Consider the following 16,559-nt stretch of genomic DNA (forward strand, 5'->3'; position numbering starts at 1 on the left):
GCAGAACAGATGTCAGGCGGCTCGTCCTGGACGGGCGAGTACGTCGGCGGTCAGCTCGGCCATCGGCAGGCATCGGGCACCCATGGCGGTGGCGAGGTCGTTCGCCAAACCGAGCCGGACCATGCCCTGCTCGCAGTCGACCACGACCGCATCGATGTCGCGGCGGCCGATCGCGGCCGCGGCCGATCGAGCGCGGCCGGCGGCATCCGGGCCCGCGGTCGCACGCCCGTCGGTGAGGACGACCAGCAACGGACGTCGCTGGGGCTCCCGGCGCCCGGCCCGCTCGATGAGTTCGGCCGCGGTGGTGATCCCCTCCGCCAACGGGGTACGGCCCCCGGTGCGGATGTCGGCCAGCCGGCGCACGGCGATGTCGACGGATTTTGTCGGCGGCACGGCCACCGACGCCGACGTCCCCCGCGCGACGACCACCGCCACCCGATCGCGCCGGGTGTAGGAATCGCGCAGCAGATCGACGCACACACTGCTCACGGTGGTGAGCCGACGTCGCGCGGTCATCGACCCCGACAGGTCGACGAGGAAGACGACGAGGTTGCCCTCCTGACCGATGCGCTGAGCGGCGCGCAGATCGTCGGCGACCACCCGCATCGTCGAGGAGCTCTCCGCTGCCGCGCGGCCCGGCGAACCGTGGTGGCGCTCCGCCGCACTCAGGATGGTGCCGAACAGGTGCACCGGGCGCCCGTTCTCGAAGGTGGTGGCATGTGTGGTGTGCCCCCGTCGGGACCGCGCGCGCGACCGGCGACCGGGATCGCCGTCACCCACGCCGTCCACCCGCAGCCTCCGCACGGTGGGCGCGGTCGCGCGTGTGGGCGGTGTCCCGAATCGCGCACCCGGTGCGGGTGCTTTCTCGTCGGCGTCGGTGTCTGCGTCGCCTCCCGGGTCGGGCTCCGGATCGGTTGCCGTCGTGCCGGATTCCGCGGGTCCGGGCGAGGCATCGTCGCGGGGATCGCCGTCGTCGGGGCCGCCGGGACCAACCGGTCCTGGATCGGTCGGGTCGGGGTCGGTCGGGTCGGGGTCGGTCGGGTCCGGGTCGTCGTCGGGTTCGCCCGATCCGGCCGCCTGATCGCCGGCATCCATCGCGTCGTCGAGTTGGTCTGTGGTCAAACCGGATTCATCGAACGGATTCCGGCGCCGGCGGTGTGGCAACGCCAGTTCGACGGCCACCCGGACATCGTCCTCGGTGACCTCGCGGGCCTCGCGCCATGCGGCGTGCGCAGCTGCCGTCCGCGCGACCACGATGTCGCCGCGTAACCCGTCGACGTCGAGGTGCGCACAGATCCCGGCGATCCGGCGCAACTCCGCGGGTGGGATGTGGACCGACGGCATGAGTTCGCGGGCGGTGCCGATCCGTCGCGTCAGTTCCTGCTCCGTGTCCTCATGGCGCGCCGCAAAACCGTCCGGATCGGCATCGAATTCCATTCGGCGCGAGACGATCTCCACCCGCTCGGCGATGTCGCGGCCGGCGGCCACGTCCACCGCGAGTCCGAACCGGTCGAGGAGCTGCGGTCGGAGCTCCCCTTCTTCCGGGTTCATCGTCCCCACCAACACGAAGTCGGCGGATTGGGTGTGCGACACACCATCTCGTTCGATGGTGACCCGGCCGCCGGCGGCGGCGTCGAGGAGAACGTCGACGAGGTGGTCGGCGAGGAGGTTGACCTCGTCGATGTAGAGCACGCCGCCATCGGCCCGCGCCAGCAGACCGGGGGTGAATTCCGCACGGCCTTCGCTGAGTACCGCCGTCAGGTCGAGAGAACCGATGACGCGGTCCTCGGTGGCGCCGATCGGCAGTTCGACGACGCGACCACGGGCGTCGTCGGCGGCGCGGGTGGGATCACCGGCGAGCAGCGGGCCGAGCCCCCGGACGATCGTCGACTTGGCCGTCCCCTTCTCACCACGGATCAGGACGCCCCCGATCGCGGGCGAGATGGCGGACAGGATCAACGCGAGTTTCAGCCGCTCCTGCCCGACGACGGCGCTGAACGGGTACCGGGTCACTTCCGGCTCCCCCGCCGAACGGTGGCGACCGCTCATCGGACGGTGTCCGGAGAGACACCGACGCGATCGGTCGCGACGCCACGGTCCCGGACCATCGAGACGTGCGGAATGCCGTCCTCGAGGTACTCGTCGCCCTCGGTCACGAAACCGAACTTCGCATACATGTCGACGAGATAGGCCTGCGCCTCGATGCGGCACGGGTCGTAGTCGACCTCGGCGAGCGCGGCCGACAGCAGACGTGCGGTCAGCCCCTCACCGCGATGCGTGCGCTCGGTGCACACCCGGCCGATACGGAAGAGAGGCCTGCCGTCGGCCGACGGCGGTTCGGTCAGCAGGCGCAAGGTGGCGATCACGCATCCTTCGGTGTCGGCGATCCAGAACTGGCGAGTGCTCGACTCGAGGTCGCGGCCGTCGAGTTCCGGGTACGGGCATGCCTGTTCGACGACGAAGACGTCCACCCGCAACCGCAGGATCTGATAGAGCGTCGCCGCATCGAGGTCCGCGGCCGGGCTCTGGTGCAGTTGCCCTACCGGAGTCATGGTGTCGTGACTATCACATCGGCGTTCGGTCGCACCAGCCACATCCGTGACGATCGGACGGCGCTGAGGTCGGCGGCATCGATGTCACAACGCCGCGGCAGGTGTGCGATCCGCTTCGACGCGGGTGTCCACGGCGCCGCGTTTGAGTTGCAGACTCGCCGTGGTCCAGTCCCAGACCTGACGGAAGAGGTCGCGATTGTCCGAGAGCTTCTGTCCGAACGACGGGATCATCTCGGTGAGCGTCGGCCCCCATCCCGCGTACTCGTTCGGGAAGCACTTCTCGAGGACCTGGAGCATCGCGGGCACCGCCGTCGAAGCACCCGGCGAGGCGCCGAGCAGACCGGCGATCGTACCGTCGCCCGCGGTGACCACCGCGGTCCCGAACTCGAGGGTGCCACCGACGCCGGTCTTGCGGATCACCTGGACGCGCTGACCGGCCGTGATGATCTCCCAGTCACCGCCGTCGGCGCGCGGGACGAACTCGCTCAGCGTGTTGACGCGATCCGCGCGGTTCGCCGCGAGTTCGCTGATCAGGTACTTGAGCAGCCCGAACTCCTGCGGTGCGATGGAGAGCATGGGCAGCAGATTGCTCGCCTTGATCGAGTTGGGCAGGTCGGTGACCTTCCCGTTCTTGAGGAATTTCGGCGACCAGCCCGCATACGGACCGAACAGCAATCCCGGCTGGTGGTTGATGACGCGGGTGTCGAGGTGCGGCACCGACATGGGCGGCGCACCGACGGCGGCCTGCCCGTAGACCTTGGCCTGATGGTCGGAGATCAGCTCGGGATTCGTGCAGCGGAAGAACTCGCCCGAGACCGGGAATCCGCCGAACCCCTTCGCCTCCTTGATGCCCGACTTCTGCAGGAGGTGGAGCGCGCCCCCACCGGCCCCGACGAAGACGAACTTGGCGTGGACGGTCCGCTTCTCCTTGGTCCGCAGGTTGCGGACCTTGATGATCCAGCTGCCGTCGGACTGCTTGGACAGGTTGGTGACGTCGTGGCCGTAGTAGATGTCTGCGCCGGTACGACCGACGAAGTTGAGCAGCTGCTGGGTGAGGGCGCCGAAGTCGACGTCGGTGCCGTCGGTGAACCAGTTCAGCGCGACGGGGTCGGAGAAGTCACGTCCGGCCGACATCAGCGGCAGTCGCTCGCTGAACTCGGTCGGGTCGTCGATGAACTCCATACCCTCGAACAGCACCTGCCCGGCCAGCCGGTCGTAGCGCTTGCGCAGATACTCGACGCCTGCCGGACCATGGGTGAAGCTGACGTGCGGGATCGGGTTGATGAACTCGCTCGGGTCCCCCAGAATGCCGTTGTCCACCGAGTTCGCCCAGAACTGCCGCGAGACCTGGAACTGCTCGTTGATGTTGAGCGCCTTGTCGATGTTCACGTCGCCGTCGGCGGTCTTCGGCGTGTAGTTCAGTTCGCAGAGGGCCGAGTGACCGGTGCCCGCGTTGTTCCACGGATCACTGCTCTCGGCACCCGCGGCGTCGAGACGTTCGAACAGGCTGATCGACCAGTCGGGCTGCAGCCGCCGCAGCAAGGCGCCGAGTGTGGCGCTCATGATTCCGGCACCGACCAGCGCGACATCCGTCTTGATCACCGATTGAGACACGAGGAGCTCTCCTTCGCACAGGTTGGACGATCGAGGCCGACGGCGTCTCGCCGCTGTGGTCGTCCCTGTCAACGGCCATTGTTCCCCATCATCCGCCGAACGACGGAATCGCCTGGGCGAAAATGTGGGCTGGGCGACACTCGGCGCCGGTATTCGCACGCGGGAGTTTCTCTACAGTGGATGCCGTGACCGCAACCCACGGGGCCGCCCGCCAGGATGGACCGCCCGCCGCGAACTGGCAACCCGATCGCCTCCTCGACCGCTACGAGATCCTCACCCTCCCGTTGGGGCCCGATCCCGACCGCGAGAACCCGATCACCGCCACCCTGGTCCGCAAGGCCGGCGACGCCGACACGAGTTTCCCCAACGGAGCCGTCCTGTACGTGCACGGCTTCACCGACTACTTCTTCCACGAGCCCCTCGCCGACTTCTTTCATGAACGGGGTTACGCCTTCTACGCCCTCGACCTGCGCAAGTGCGGGCGTTCCCTGAAGCCTCATCACACCGCGCACCTCACCACCGATCTCGGGCAGTACGACGAGGAACTCGGCCGGGCACTCGACGTGATCGTCGACGAGACCGCGGCTGACGGCGGACCCGCTCGCGTGATCGTCGCCGCGCATTCCACCGGGGGCCTCATCACGCCGCTCTGGCTCGACCGCCTCCGCACCGAGGCCCCCGGCCGCCACGCCCACGTCACCGGTCTGCTCCTCAACAGTCCATGGTTCGACCTCCAGGGCAGCCCGATCCTGCGATCCCTCCCGGTCTCCCTCCTGCTGCGCGGTGTCGCGACAGCGCGGCCGAAAGCGGTGATCCCCCAGGAACTGTCCGAGGGATACGGCCGGAGCATCCACGAGACCACCGGCGGCGAGTGGGCCTACGACCTCGCGCTGAAGCCGATGGGGGGATTCCCCGTCACCTTCGGGTTCCTCGCCGCGGTCCGTAGAGGCCAGGCTCGCCTGCACCGCGGCATCGACGTCGGTGTCCCGTCGTTGGTGCTGCGTTCGGACAAGACACTGTTCGATCGCGGGCGTCTCGCCAGTGTGGACAACGCCGACGTCGTCCTCGACGTCCGGCACATGGCCCGCTGGAGCGGCTACCTGGGCGACCGTGTGTCCGTGACGCCCGTCCCCGACGCGCGACACGATGTATTCCTCTCGGTCGAGAGCGCCCGCGTCCGGGCCTACCGCGAGGTCGACGCGTGGATGCGCACCAACCTCTCGGTGCCCACCGATGGCGCCGACAGCGGATCATTGGTGGGCGGCGCATGACCGCGACGCAGATCGTCGACCTCGCGATCATCGGTTCGGGCAGCGGCAACTCCATCCCCGACGAACGCTTCGAGAACCGGACCATCGCCATTTTCGAGGAAGGTGTCTACGGCGGCACCTGCCTCAACGTCGGCTGTATCCCCACCAAGATGTTCGTGTACGCCGCCGAGGTGGCCGAGATGGCCCGCCACTCCGACCGCTACGGCGTGCACGCGCGTGTCGAGTCCGTGGACTGGCCCGCGATCGTCGGCCGGATCTTCGGGCGCATCGACCCGATCTCGACCGGCGGCAAGGAGTACCGCGTGGATCGGTGCGCGAACATCACCGTGTATTCCGCGCATGTCGAGTTCGACGGCCGCGACGACGACGGCCGCTATCGGCTCGTCACCCCGGACGCCGTTGTCCTGGCCGACGAGGTGGTCATCGCCGCGGGCTCACGTGCCACCGTGCCGCCGATCATCGCCGAATGCGATGTGCGATATCACACCAGCGACGACGTGATGCGCCTCGAGCGACTTCCGGAGCGACTGATCATCATCGGAAGTGGCTATGTGGCAGCCGAATTCGCCCACGTATTCGGCGCGCTCGGTACCGCGGTCTCGATCATCGCGCGAGGCCCGACATTGCTCCGGCACCTCGACGCCGAGATCGCCGCACGGTTCACCGAGATCGCCGCCGAGAAATGGGACGTCCATCTCGACACCGATGTGGCGGGCGCCATCGACCTGCCCGACGGCGGGGTGCGGGTCAGCTTCGAGGACGGCACCCACGTCGACGGTGACGCCCTGCTGGTGGCCACCGGACGCAAACCGAACGGCGACCGGCTGAATCTGGAATCGATCGGCGTCGCCGTCGACGATCACGGCCGCGTCGGCTGCGATCGACACGGGCGCACCGACGCGGCCGGCGTGTGGGCACTCGGCGATGTGAGTTCGCCCTATCAGCTCAAGCACGTCGCCAACCACGAGGAGCGGGTCGTCCAGGCCAACCTGCTGAAGGGCTGGGATGCCGACGATCTGGTCGCCGTCGACCATCGTTTCGTTCCTGCGGCGGTGTTCACGCACCCGCAGATCGCGTCGGTCGGCCTCACCGAGACCCGAGCGCGTGATCTCGGACTCGACATCACCGTGAAGGTGCAGGCCTACGGCGACGTCGCGTACGGCTGGGCGATGGAGGACTCGACGGGCTTCTGCAAGCTGATCGCGGAGCGCGGCACCGGCCGCTTGCTGGGCTGCCACATCATGGGCCCGCAGGCGCCCACGGTGATCCAGCCGGTCATCCAGGCGATGTCGTTCGGCCTCAACGCATCCGACATGGCGCGGGGGCAGTATTGGATTCACCCGGCGATGCCCGAGGTGCTGGAGAACGCGCTGCTCGGCCTCGAGCTCTGAGACGGGTTCGTTCGCGCTGCGAGATCCGATCCGGCGCGTAGGATCTCGGCATGGCGATCGTGAACCGGGGATTCGTGGGCCGTCGTGATCGCGACGCCGCCCGTCTGCCGCCGGGCCAGTACCGGACCTTCGACTTCCCGGTGCTGTCCGCCGAGCCGACTCCGGCCATCGCGGTCGACAGCTGGTCGTTGACGATGCAATCGTCGGATCACCGGGCGCATACCTGGAACTGGGCGGAGTTCCAGGACCTCCCCCACGAGGAGATCGTCACCGACATCCACTGCGTGACCCGCTGGTCGAAGTTCGAGACACGATGGCGTGGTGTCTCTTTCGACACGATCATGAGCAACATCCCCTGGCCCGGCGACAGCCATGTGATGGCCCACTGCCACGGCGGGTACACGACCAACCTGGCGGTCGCCGATCTGGTGGCGGGCCGAGGCTGGATCGCCGATACCTACGACGGCGAGCCACTCCCGGCCGAACACGGCGGCCCGGCACGGTTGCTGGTGCCGCATCTCTACTTCTGGAAGAGCGCCAAATGGGTGCGCCGACTGCGATTCATGCCGGGCGACACCCCTGGGTTCTGGGAGAGCCGCGGCTACCACATGCACGGCGATCCCTGGACCGAGCAGCGCTACTCATGAACGAGTGGCAGGTGACGACGGTCCTCTCGCAGATCCGCCACAGCCCCAGTGCGCGTTCGCTACGACTCGGCCTCGCCGAGCCGTTTCAGGGTCTGCCCGGCCAGTCCATCGACATCCGCCTGACCGCGGAGGACGGCTATTCGACCGCGCGCACCTATTCGCTGTCCGATGTCCGGGAGACCCGGACGATCGAGGTCACGGTCGAACGCGCCGACGACGGTGAGGTGTCGCCCTATCTCGTCGATGTGGTCGAGGTGGGTGAGCCGCTCGAGGTGACCCGCGCACACGGCGGTTGGTTCACCTGGGACGAGCAGGACCCACACCCCGTGCAGCTCATCGCGGGCGGCTCCGGGCTCGCGCCACTGATGGCGATGATCCGCAGTCGGGAGGTTTCCGCGCCGATGGTGCCGTTCGGCCTCGTGTACTCCTTGCGGACGCCGGACCGCCTCCTGTTCGCCGACGAACTACGACAGCTCATGGACCGGGGACGGATGCCGGTACATCTCGCCTACACCCGGGAGGCGCCGGCCGACGATCCGCGACCGGCGGAGCGGCTCGGCGGCGGTGAACTCGCCGAGATCACGATCCCTCCCGACCGCGAACCGACGGTGTTCATCTGCGGGCCCAACGGTTTTGTCGAGCAGTGTGCGGCCGCGATGGTCGCGGCCGGTCATGAGCCCGGCCGGATCCGAACCGAGCGCTTCGGCTGACCGTTGGCGTCAGAACATCGCGGATCGCAGGGCGATCTCACTCGCCAACGCTGCCGCGGCGTTCTGCGGAATCCAATGGTCGACTCCCGGCAGTTCGCAGAACCGGTAATCGGAATACGCGTAGCGGCCGCTCAGCTCCGCCTGCTCGCGCCCGAGCGCGGTGTCGCCGTCGCTCCACACCATCGTCGTCGGGATCTCGACCGCCGGGCAGGCAAGCGTGTCGGCGATGTTCCCGGTGAAGTTGGCGCGGTACCAGTTGAGCGGTCCGGTCAGCGCACCCGGCTCCATCAGAGGCTTGAGCTCGTCGGCCGTCACACCCGCCCGACGCAACAGCACGCCGTTGCGGGCCAGTAGCTTCTCCTCGGCGTCTTCGGCGATGAAATCCTTGATGTACGACGACTTCTCACGCTGATCGCTCGACGCCAGCGCATCGCGTAACGCCGACGGATGACCGGTACTCACCGCGACGAGACTGGTGAACCGGTCCAGATGCTTCGCCGCCAGATGCCACGCGACGATGCCTCCCCAGTCGTGTCCGACCACCATTGCGTATCCGACTCCGAGTTCGTCGAGGACGCCGAGGGCGTCACCCACGAGGTTGGAGAGGTGATAAGCATCCGTACACTCCGGCCGCGCACCGGGGCTGTAGCCCCGCTGATCGAAGACGATGGTGCGCAGTCCGCTCTCGTGTAGCCGCGGGACCACCGCGTCGAAGCACGAACTGTTGACCGGGAATCCGTGCAGGAGCAGCACCCATTTGCCGTCCTCGGGTCCGCCGATCCGGACGTCGAATGTGTGTTCCCCGACCCTCACCGCGCGCTGTTGCGTGTCCACGGGCCCAGGATAGGCGACATCGTCCGGTTCGGGCTTTGGCGCAGATCATTCGAGGCGATGAGTGATCACCGGCGATCGCGGATCCGGGCCGTGTTCGATGACCGCCTCCAGAGCCGAGAGGTCGAGGTGTTCGCCGACGAGATCGGCCATCAGGTCGACCTGGGTGCCGCGGATCTCGTTCACGACCGTGTCCGGAGCGGCGACGAAGCCGGTGACACCACGTTCCTCGGCGACCGTGCGCAGCAGATCGCGACGAAAGGCATCGGAGGCGAGGAGCCCATGCCAGTGGGTGCCACGCACGGCCCCGCGTACTGCGCCCTCGGGACCGTTCTGTGCATCCACGATCCAGGGCCGCTCACCCGACCATCGCACGCGGCCGTGGTGGATCTCGTAGCCACTGATCGGCCGGCCGTCGCCGTCGCCGGTCACCTGCCGCAGCACCTTGCCCGATTCGAAGCCGATCTCCAGGTCGAGGATCCCGAGCCCCTCGACGCGACCGGCGGCTGACTCCACCGGGTCGTCGATCTGGCGACCGAGCATCTGGAACCCGCCACAGATCCCGATCACCGGCCACCCCCGCCGCGCGCGGCCGACCAGCGCATCGGCGAGTCCCCGGCTCCGGAGCCACGCGAGATCGGACACCGTCGCCCGTGTGCCCGGCAGGACCACCAGGTCCGCCGACGCCACGCTCGCCGCGTCGTCGACCCAGGTCACATCCACGCCGGGCTCACAGCCCAGGGCCTCCACATCCGTGGTGTTGGACACCCGGGGCAATCGGATCGCCGCCACCGACAGCGCCACCGCGGACGGATCGGCGGTGCCGTCGTCGGGAGGACCGACCCGGCGGCCCACCGGAGCGGCGAGCGAATCCTCGGCGTCGATCCAGAGATCGGACCGGAACGGGATCACCCCGAACGTGGATCGTCCGGTCAGCCCCTGCAACTGATCGAGTCCCGGCGCGAGGATTGCCGGGTCGCCCCGGAACTTGTTGATCACGAATCCGGCGATGAGGCGCTGATCCGCGGCGTCGAGCACAGCCGTCGTACCGAACAGATGTGCCAGTGAACCGCCGCGGTCGATGTCGCTCACCAGGATCACCGGCAGATCCGCCGACCGCGCGAGACCCATGTTCGCGATGTCGGTGGGACGCAGGTTGATCTCCGCGACCGAGCCGGCGCCCTCGGCGATGACGACGTCGAAATCGTCTCGGAGCGAGGCGAGTTCGTCGGCGACGATCCCCACGAGCCGAGCGCGCCACGCGTGGTAGTCGCGGGCACCGACGTCACCGGCGGGTTGTCCGCGCACCACCACGTGGGACCGACGATCACTGCCCGGTTTGAGCAGGACCGGATTGAACCGGGTCGATGGTTCCAACCCGCACGCGAAAGCCTGCAGAGCCTGAGCACGCCCGATCTCCCCGCCGTCGAGGGTGACCACGGAGTTGTTCGACATGTTCTGCGCCTTGAAGGGCGCGACGCGAATCCCCTGCCTGGCCAGGTGACGGCACAGCCCCGCGACGATCAGGCTCTTGCCTGCGTCAGAACTGGTGCCGCCGACCAGCAGTGCGCCCTTCACCGCTCCGCCACCACGGCGCCCCGCCGATGCCACGGCCCACCATTCGTGCGCCTGGATTCGCTTCGTGCGCCAGATCCTTCGGGCGCACGAACACACAAGACGCAAACGAACCCCGCCGGGCGCGGGACGGCCATGAAGGACACCGGGGCTAGTCCGGCAGAGTCAGGATCTCCGCGCCGTTCTCGGTCACCACGAGGGTGTGCTCGAACTGTGCGGTCCATTTCTTGTCCGTCGTCGCGACGGTCCAGCCGTCATCCCAGATCTCGTAGCCGAGGCCCCCGAGGTTGATCATCGGTTCGATGGTGAACACCATGCCCGGCTCGATGACGGTGTCCACGTTGGGCTGGTCGTAGTGCAGGACCACGAGTCCGTTGTGAAAGGTCTCACCGATCCCGTGCCCGGTGAAATCGCGCACCACGTTGTACCCGAACCGGTTCGCGTACGCCTCGATGACCCGGCCGATGACGTTGAGTTCCCGGCCCGGTTTGACCGCCTTGATGGCACGCTCCGTCGCGACCCGCGTCCGCTCGACGAGATCGGCGGCCTCGGATGCGACATCGCCGGCCGAGAACGTCGCGTTGGTGTCGCCGTGCACGCCATCGATATAGGCGGTCACGTCGATGTTGACGATGTCGCCGTCCTCGACGACCGTCGAGTCCGGGATTCCGTGACAGATGGTCTCGTTCAGAGATGTGCAACACGACTTGGGAAAACCCTTGTAGCCCAAGGTCGACGGGTATGCACCATGGTCGACCATGTACTCGTGGGCGATGCGATCCAGCTCATCGGTGGTGATGCCGGGCGCCACCGCGGCACCCGCCTGTGCGAGCGCGTTGGCGGCGATCTTGCTCGCCAGCCGCATTTTCTCGATGGTCTCCGGGGTCTGCACCCACGGTTCATTGCCCTCGTTCGCCGTCGGTTTCCACGCGTACTCGGGACGCTCGATCGAGTCGGGAACCGGGCGGGTCGGCGACACGGTGCCGGGCCGCAGGGCAGCGCGAACAGTCATGCACCCACCTTATCCAGACCTCGCGGCCGAGGTGAACGCCGCTCGCACGAGTCCCGGAAGTCGGGACGCCCGTCGGCGCGAACTAAGGTGAGACTCAGTAGACGGGTGCGGAGGACGAGTGATGCGGGTGAGCAGGTGACGAGGGCGCGCCGACTGATACGGCCGGTCCTCGTCGTGGTCGTGCTGATGCTGGCGGGTTCCACCACGGCATGTTTCGTCGAGCCGATCGAGCAGACAACCGAGTCGTCGGTCAACCCCACCGCACACCTCCGCAACGGCCCGCAGACCGCCGAGCTGCCGGAGCATGACGTGCGGCCCGTCGCCGACGACCCGACGCCGTCGCTGCCGGCGACCGTGGACTCGGTCCGCTACGGCAAGGTCACCGTCGCCGACTCCGGCCGCATCATCGCCGTCGACATCAACGGGACGCTCGGCAGCATCGTGTTCTCGCTGGGTCTGGGCTCCCATGTCGTCGGGCGGGACACGTCGACGGCTTTCCCGGCGGCCGCACGCCTGCCGGTGGTCACCAACCGGGGCCACAGCCTCGACGCCGAGTCCGTGCTCGCGCTGAATCCCAGCGTGCTGCTCGTCGACGAGAACACCGTCCCGGCCGCCGCAGTCGATCAGATCCGCGACTCCGGGGTCACCGTCGTGGCGTTCCCCGGTACCCGAAGTCTGCAGTCCAACGACTCGCTCATCCGGTCGGTCGCCGGTGCACTCGGTGTTCCGCGCCAGGGCGAACAGCTCGTCTCTCGCACCGACGCGGAGGTCGCCGCCGCCAAGCGGCTCGTGCCCGCGCCGTCCGGCGACCCGACGATGGCATTCGTCTACATCCGCGGTCGCAATCTGATCCTGCTGGCCGGACCCGGCTCCGGCGCCGACGACCTCATCGCGAGCCTCGGAGGCAAGGACGCCGGAGCCGAGGCCGACCTGACCGGAGCATTCACCGCCATCAGCGCCGAGGCGATGATCAAGGCCGATCCCAACGTGATCCTGGTGATGACCCAGGGCGCCGACACGGTCGGCGGCCTCGACGGGGTGCTGAGTCTGCCGGGGATCGCGGAGACCGATGCCGGCCGGAACAGACGCGTGGTCCAGATGGACGAGACGAAGATCCTCGCGTTCGGCCCCGACGTCGGCGAGGTGCTCGGCTCCCTCGCCGGAGCGATCTACACATGAGCGCCCCGACCACACCGCAGGCCTCCGCCGCCACGACAGCCGACCACCGCAGCCGGCACCGAACCCGCAACATCATGGTGATGGCGGTGATGGTGGTCGCGACCGCCGCACTCATCATCGTCTCGGCCGGCGTCGGCAAGGTGTCGGTGCCGCCGATCGAGGTCCTCGGCAGCCTGGCCCACCACTTCCACCTGGACCTCGGACCACTCCCCTCGCACCCCAACGGCGAGGGCGCCCTGTGGAATGTGCGTTTCCCGCGCATCGTCCTGGGTCTGCTCGTCGGGGCGGCACTCGGCGCCGGCGGGTGCCTGCTGCAGGGTGTGCTCGCCAATCCCCTCGCCGAGCCCGGCATCATCGGGGTGTCGTCGGGGGCTGCGGTCGGCGCGTGCCTGATGATCGTGCTCGGCGGCGGGATGACCAACGACTGGGCATTGGCAGGCGCGGCCTTCGTGTTCGGCCTGTTCACCGCCGCGGCCGTCTATCTGCTGTCGCTGCGGGACGGCTCGACGTCCGCGATCATGCTGGTACTCACCGGCATCGCGGTCAACGCCTTCGCCCTCGGCATCATCGCCTACCTCACCTTCGTCGCCTCCACGGCCGCGCGCGAACAGATCGTGTTCTGGCAGCTCGGATCGCTCGCCGGGGCGACCTGGGACGAGATCTGGGTATCGGCACCGCTGATCATCGCCGCGATCGCGGCCGCACTCGTCCTGGTCCACAAGCTCGATCTGCTGGCACTCGGCGAGATCCAGGCGGCTTCCCTCGGCGTCAACGTGGAAGTGGTCCGGCGGCAGGTCATCGTGCTGGTGTCCATCCTGACCGCGGCCGCGGTGGCGTTCTCCGGGATCATCATGTTCGTGGGCCTCGTGGTGCCGCACGTGATGCGCCTCATCGTCGGACCCCGGCATGCGATCCTGCTGCCCACAAGCGTGGTGGGTGGCGCACTCGTCATCACCGCCGCCGACCTCGCGGCACGCACCATGCTCGGAGACGCCGACCTGCCACTGGGCATGTTCACCTCGCTGATCGGCGGGCCGGTGTTCTTCATCCTGCTGCGGCGCAGCAGGCACGCCGGGGCCGGGTGGTGAGCATCGTGGCCGAGGCGACCGACGGCGTGACCGCCGAGCACATCACCGTGACTCTCGGTGGCCGTCACGTGGTGGAGGATGTGTCCCTCCACGTCGAGCCGGGTTCTCTGCTGGCCCTCGTGGGACCCAACGGATGCGGCAAGTCCACCTTGTTGTCCGTGCTCGCGGGTCTGCGCCGCCCCGACCACGGCACGGTGCGCATCGGCGATCATCTGGTGTCCAAGGCCTCGTCGACCGAACTGGCCCGCCTGCGTTCGTTTGTGACGCAACACAACCGCACCGACACCCCATTCACCGTCGTCGAGGTGGTCGAGATGGGCCGGTTCCCCTGGCTGCGGACACCGCACGCGGCCGAGTCCCCCGAGATCATCGACGACGCGTTGCGTGCCTGCGATCTCACCGACATCACCGACCGTCCGTTCGCCCAGCTCTCTGGCGGCCAGCAGGCCCGTGTGTCGATCGCCCGGGCTCTGGCCCAACGGACACCGGTGATGCTGCTCGACGAACCGACGGCCGCCCTCGACATCCACCACCAGGAATCGGTGCTCGACATCCTGCGAGCCGCACGCGACGGCGGCGGGGCCATCCTGCTGGTGGTGCACGACCTGTCGCTGGCAGCGGCCTACGCCGACCGGGTCGCACTGATGAAGGACGGCCACCTGCTCGCCACCGGACCGACCCGCGAGGTGATGACGGCCGAATTGCTCTCCGAGACCTACGATCACCCGGTCGAGATCTGGGATCACCCGGCGTCGGGACAGCCGATCGTGGTACCGCGCCGAACCTGACCGGTTCCGCGACTCACGACCGGGCAGCTGCGGCGTATCCCGGCGGTAGTGAGGCGAACATGTCCCTGGTCACGGCGACCGCGTTGTTCGAGTCGCCGCCACGCACCACCAGTGTCGCGAATGCGAGATCGCCTCGGTAACCGGCGAACCACGCATGTGAGCCGCCGTCGAACTCCGCCTCGCCCGTCTTCCCGAGGATGTCGCCCTGTCCGGCGATGACGGTGCCGGTGCCCTGCTGGACGACGGCTCGCATCATCGGCCGGAGCTCGGCCACCACCGACGGATCCAGGGAAGGTTGCGGACCCTCGACCTTTGTCGGCTTGCCCAGGATCAGTTGGGGTATCGGTGCTTTGCCGTTGTGCGCGACGGTGGCCGCGACCAGAGCGAGGCCGAGCGGACTGACCAGGACCTTGCCCTGGCCGAAGCCGTCCTCGGTGCGTGCCACCAACTCCGGGGCGATCGGCACCGACCCGGAGACGGCCGCGAGACCCGGGATGTCGTAGTGCTGTCCGATCCCCATCGACGCAGCGGTGTGTGCGAGGTCCGACGGCCCCATCTCGCTGGCGAGTTTGGCGAACGTCGTGTTGCAGGAATTCGCGAAGGCCTGCAGCATCGGCACGGTCCCCAACGAGAATCGGTCGTAGTTGGGGATACGACGCGGCCCGATCTCGATCTCGCCGGGGCACGGCACCATGGTCCCGGGATGAGCCAGGTTGCGGCTGATGGCCGCGGCCGCGGTGACCATCTTGAACGTCGAGCCGGGCGGATAGAGCCCGGCGGTCGCGATCGGTCCGTCGCGATCGGCCGACTTGTTCTGCGCGACGGCGAGAATATGGCCGGTGGACGGCTGGATGACCACCATCGCGATCTGGAAGCGGTTGGTGGCGTCGACCGCCCGCTGCGCGGCCGTCTGCACCTGCCGTGACAGGCTCAGCGAGACCGCAGGTGCGGGCTGCGCGGCGTGATCGGCGAGGACATCGGCGTCGAGGCCGTTGGGGTTGACGGTGACCACCCGCCACCCCGCCCGACCGTCGACTTCGCTGTCGACCACCTTCTTGACCTCGGTCAGCAGGGCGGGCGCGAAGTCCGGATTCTTCGGTACCAGCTCGGCCTGTTCGTTGTGCTCGACCCCGGGGATGGCCAACCGGTCGCGGAGTCGGTCGAAATCACGCTGGGACAGGCGGGTGATGGGATACGACCCGCCGCCCGCGGTGGACTCCTCTGCGATCTTCTGCGCCGACAGCGTCGGGTCGAACGGCTTCAGCACCGACACGAGCTGCGTCACCGAATCGGCCACCGAGCCACTCGCGGCAGCGGCCTGCGCGTCGAAGTTGATGCCGACCACCGTGCCGTTGACCATCACCTCTGAACCGTCGGATTCGTTCACCGTCGCCCGCGGCGCACCCGTCGTCCGCAGCGAAAGCCGTTGGTTGGCACCGAGGTCCGGGTGGATGTCGGTCGAGATCCACCGCACGCCCCACCCGGAGTCGGAGCGGATCATCGCGATCCGGGCTGGATAGCTCCACTCGCGTCCACCCGGCAGGCCCCATTGGTAGGTGACGTCGATGTCGGCGGTGTCGCCGGTGACCTGCGCCTTCCCGGTACTGAAGGTGAGCTTCTGGGCCGATATGCCCTTCCAGGCGGCGTCGAGATCGGTCTGGGCCTGCGACGCGTTGTCGGTGAGCTGGGCAGCGGCCACGGTGTCGTGGGCACCATATGCGGTCAGGAACCTCTCGACGGCCTGACGGGGTCCGTCGTCAGCCGTGGAGCAGCCGGCCACCCCGATCACGACGAGAGCACTCACCGACACACAGGTCCCGCTGATCACACGCCGTCTCATCTGCCACATCGGTTGCGATCATATGGCGTCGGCCACCGGAATCCGTTGCGCCACGCGCTAC

General features: G+C 68.2%; 14 protein-coding genes. 7 read left to right on the top strand and 7 right to left on the bottom strand.

All coding sequences use genetic code 11. The features are described 5' to 3' along the window. Positions 1–12: 12 nt before the first annotated feature. The 3 genes from ACLQ3I_RS20570 to mqo all read right to left on the bottom strand — a co-directional run bounded on the left by ACLQ3I_RS20570 (position 13) and on the right by mqo (position 4,166). Positions 13–2,049 carry a VWA domain-containing protein gene (locus ACLQ3I_RS20570; RefSeq protein ID WP_425804318.1) on the bottom strand — a complete coding sequence of 679 codons (2,037 nt, stop codon included), beginning with the start codon at positions 2,047–2,049 and terminating at the stop codon, positions 13–15. After that, positions 2,046–2,552, bottom strand: coding sequence for a GNAT family N-acetyltransferase (locus tag ACLQ3I_RS20575; protein WP_425804321.1), 507 nt, complete (start codon positions 2,550–2,552; stop codon positions 2,046–2,048). Before ACLQ3I_RS20575 ends, ACLQ3I_RS20570 begins: the two co-directional genes overlap by 4 nt. Positions 2,553–2,636: 84 nt before the next feature. Further along, positions 2,637–4,166: a malate dehydrogenase (quinone) gene (gene mqo, locus ACLQ3I_RS20580; protein ID WP_425793713.1), complete on the bottom strand. Its 1,530-nt coding sequence runs from the start codon at positions 4,164–4,166 to the stop codon at positions 2,637–2,639. A 185-nt stretch (positions 4,167–4,351) separates the two neighbouring features. On the opposite strand from mqo, the gene ACLQ3I_RS20585 reads away from it, so the two are divergent. Genes ACLQ3I_RS20585 through ACLQ3I_RS20600 form a run of 4 tightly spaced genes read left to right on the top strand, consistent with a single transcriptional unit; the run spans position 4,352 to position 8,185 of the window. After that, positions 4,352–5,437: an alpha/beta hydrolase gene (locus tag ACLQ3I_RS20585; protein ID WP_425793711.1), complete on the top strand. Its 1,086-nt coding sequence runs from the start codon at positions 4,352–4,354 to the stop codon at positions 5,435–5,437. Continuing rightward, positions 5,434–6,828 (top strand): mycothione reductase, encoded by a 1,395-nt coding sequence (locus tag ACLQ3I_RS20590; protein ID WP_425793710.1) that lies wholly within the window; start codon positions 5,434–5,436, stop codon positions 6,826–6,828. Before ACLQ3I_RS20585 ends, ACLQ3I_RS20590 begins: the two co-directional genes overlap by 4 nt. 50 nt (positions 6,829–6,878) lie before the next feature. Beyond that, complete coding sequence (locus tag ACLQ3I_RS20595) at positions 6,879–7,475, top strand: molybdopterin-dependent oxidoreductase (protein WP_425793709.1); 597 nt, start codon at positions 6,879–6,881, stop codon at positions 7,473–7,475. Then, the gene (locus ACLQ3I_RS20600; RefSeq protein ID WP_425793708.1) at positions 7,472–8,185 is read left to right on the top strand and encodes an FAD-binding oxidoreductase; all 714 of its coding nucleotides are present in this window, start codon (positions 7,472–7,474) and stop codon (positions 8,183–8,185) included. Before ACLQ3I_RS20595 ends, ACLQ3I_RS20600 begins: the two co-directional genes overlap by 4 nt. Positions 8,186–8,194: 9 nt before the next feature. Here ACLQ3I_RS20600 and ACLQ3I_RS20605 read toward each other — a convergent pair whose 3' ends face one another. The 3 genes from ACLQ3I_RS20605 to map all read right to left on the bottom strand — a co-directional run bounded on the left by ACLQ3I_RS20605 (position 8,195) and on the right by map (position 11,603). Continuing rightward, positions 8,195–9,019 carry an alpha/beta fold hydrolase gene (locus ACLQ3I_RS20605; protein ID WP_425804324.1) on the bottom strand — a complete coding sequence of 275 codons (825 nt, stop codon included), beginning with the start codon at positions 9,017–9,019 and terminating at the stop codon, positions 8,195–8,197. Positions 9,020–9,064: 45 nt separating this feature from the next. After that, positions 9,065–10,627, bottom strand: coding sequence for a cobyric acid synthase (locus tag ACLQ3I_RS20610; RefSeq protein ID WP_425804327.1), 1,563 nt, complete (start codon positions 10,625–10,627; stop codon positions 9,065–9,067). Between the two features lie 115 nt (positions 10,628–10,742). Next, complete coding sequence (gene map / locus ACLQ3I_RS20615; protein ID WP_425804330.1) at positions 10,743–11,603, bottom strand: type I methionyl aminopeptidase; 861 nt, start codon at positions 11,601–11,603, stop codon at positions 10,743–10,745. A gap of 186 nt (positions 11,604–11,789) precedes the next feature. Here map and ACLQ3I_RS20620 point away from each other — a divergent pair, with 186 nt between their 5' ends. From ACLQ3I_RS20620 to ACLQ3I_RS20630, 3 genes are read left to right on the top strand one after another with little or no spacing between them, the layout of a single operon-like run. Further along, entirely contained in the window at positions 11,790–12,782 is a 993-nt protein-coding gene (locus ACLQ3I_RS20620; protein WP_425804457.1) for a heme/hemin ABC transporter substrate-binding protein, read from the top strand. Then, the gene (locus ACLQ3I_RS20625) at positions 12,779–13,870 is read left to right on the top strand and encodes a FecCD family ABC transporter permease (protein ID WP_425804332.1); all 1,092 of its coding nucleotides are present in this window, start codon (positions 12,779–12,781) and stop codon (positions 13,868–13,870) included. The genes ACLQ3I_RS20620 and ACLQ3I_RS20625 overlap by 4 nt, the downstream gene beginning before the upstream one ends. A gap of 5 nt (positions 13,871–13,875) precedes the next feature. Beyond that, positions 13,876–14,658, top strand: coding sequence for a heme ABC transporter ATP-binding protein (locus tag ACLQ3I_RS20630; protein ID WP_425804334.1), 783 nt, complete (start codon positions 13,876–13,878; stop codon positions 14,656–14,658). Between the two features lie 13 nt (positions 14,659–14,671). On the opposite strand, the gene ACLQ3I_RS20635 is transcribed toward ACLQ3I_RS20630, so the two are convergent. After that, the gene (locus ACLQ3I_RS20635) at positions 14,672–16,498 is read right to left on the bottom strand and encodes a penicillin-binding transpeptidase domain-containing protein (RefSeq protein WP_425804336.1); all 1,827 of its coding nucleotides are present in this window, start codon (positions 16,496–16,498) and stop codon (positions 14,672–14,674) included. Positions 16,499–16,559 lie beyond the last annotated feature (61 nt).

The sequence above is a fragment of the Gordonia sp. DT101 genome (genome assembly GCF_049844895.1).
Classification (GTDB): Bacteria; Actinomycetota; Actinomycetes; order Mycobacteriales; family Mycobacteriaceae; genus Gordonia.

What these genes read in the sequence shown, in the direction of transcription:
- ACLQ3I_RS20570 (WP_425804318.1), bottom strand. Translation starts at nt 2,049, where the DNA reads ATGAGCGGTCGCCACCGTTCGGCGGGGGAGCCGGAAGTGACCCGGTAC.
- ACLQ3I_RS20575 (WP_425804321.1), bottom strand. Translation starts at nt 2,552, where the DNA reads ATGACTCCGGTAGGGCAACTGCACCAGAGCCCGGCCGCGGACCTCGAT.
- ACLQ3I_RS20590 (WP_425793710.1), top strand. Translation starts at nt 5,434, where the DNA reads ATGACCGCGACGCAGATCGTCGACCTCGCGATCATCGGTTCGGGCAGC.
- ACLQ3I_RS20595 (WP_425793709.1), top strand. Translation starts at nt 6,879, where the DNA reads ATGGCGATCGTGAACCGGGGATTCGTGGGCCGTCGTGATCGCGACGCC.
- ACLQ3I_RS20600 (WP_425793708.1), top strand. Translation starts at nt 7,472, where the DNA reads ATGAACGAGTGGCAGGTGACGACGGTCCTCTCGCAGATCCGCCACAGC.
- map (WP_425804330.1), bottom strand. Translation starts at nt 11,603, where the DNA reads ATGACTGTTCGCGCTGCCCTGCGGCCCGGCACCGTGTCGCCGACCCGC.
- ACLQ3I_RS20620 (WP_425804457.1), top strand. Translation starts at nt 11,790, where the DNA reads ATGCTGGCGGGTTCCACCACGGCATGTTTCGTCGAGCCGATCGAGCAG.
- ACLQ3I_RS20625 (WP_425804332.1), top strand. Translation starts at nt 12,779, where the DNA reads ATGAGCGCCCCGACCACACCGCAGGCCTCCGCCGCCACGACAGCCGAC.
- ACLQ3I_RS20635 (WP_425804336.1), bottom strand. Translation starts at nt 16,498, where the DNA reads ATGAGACGGCGTGTGATCAGCGGGACCTGTGTGTCGGTGAGTGCTCTC.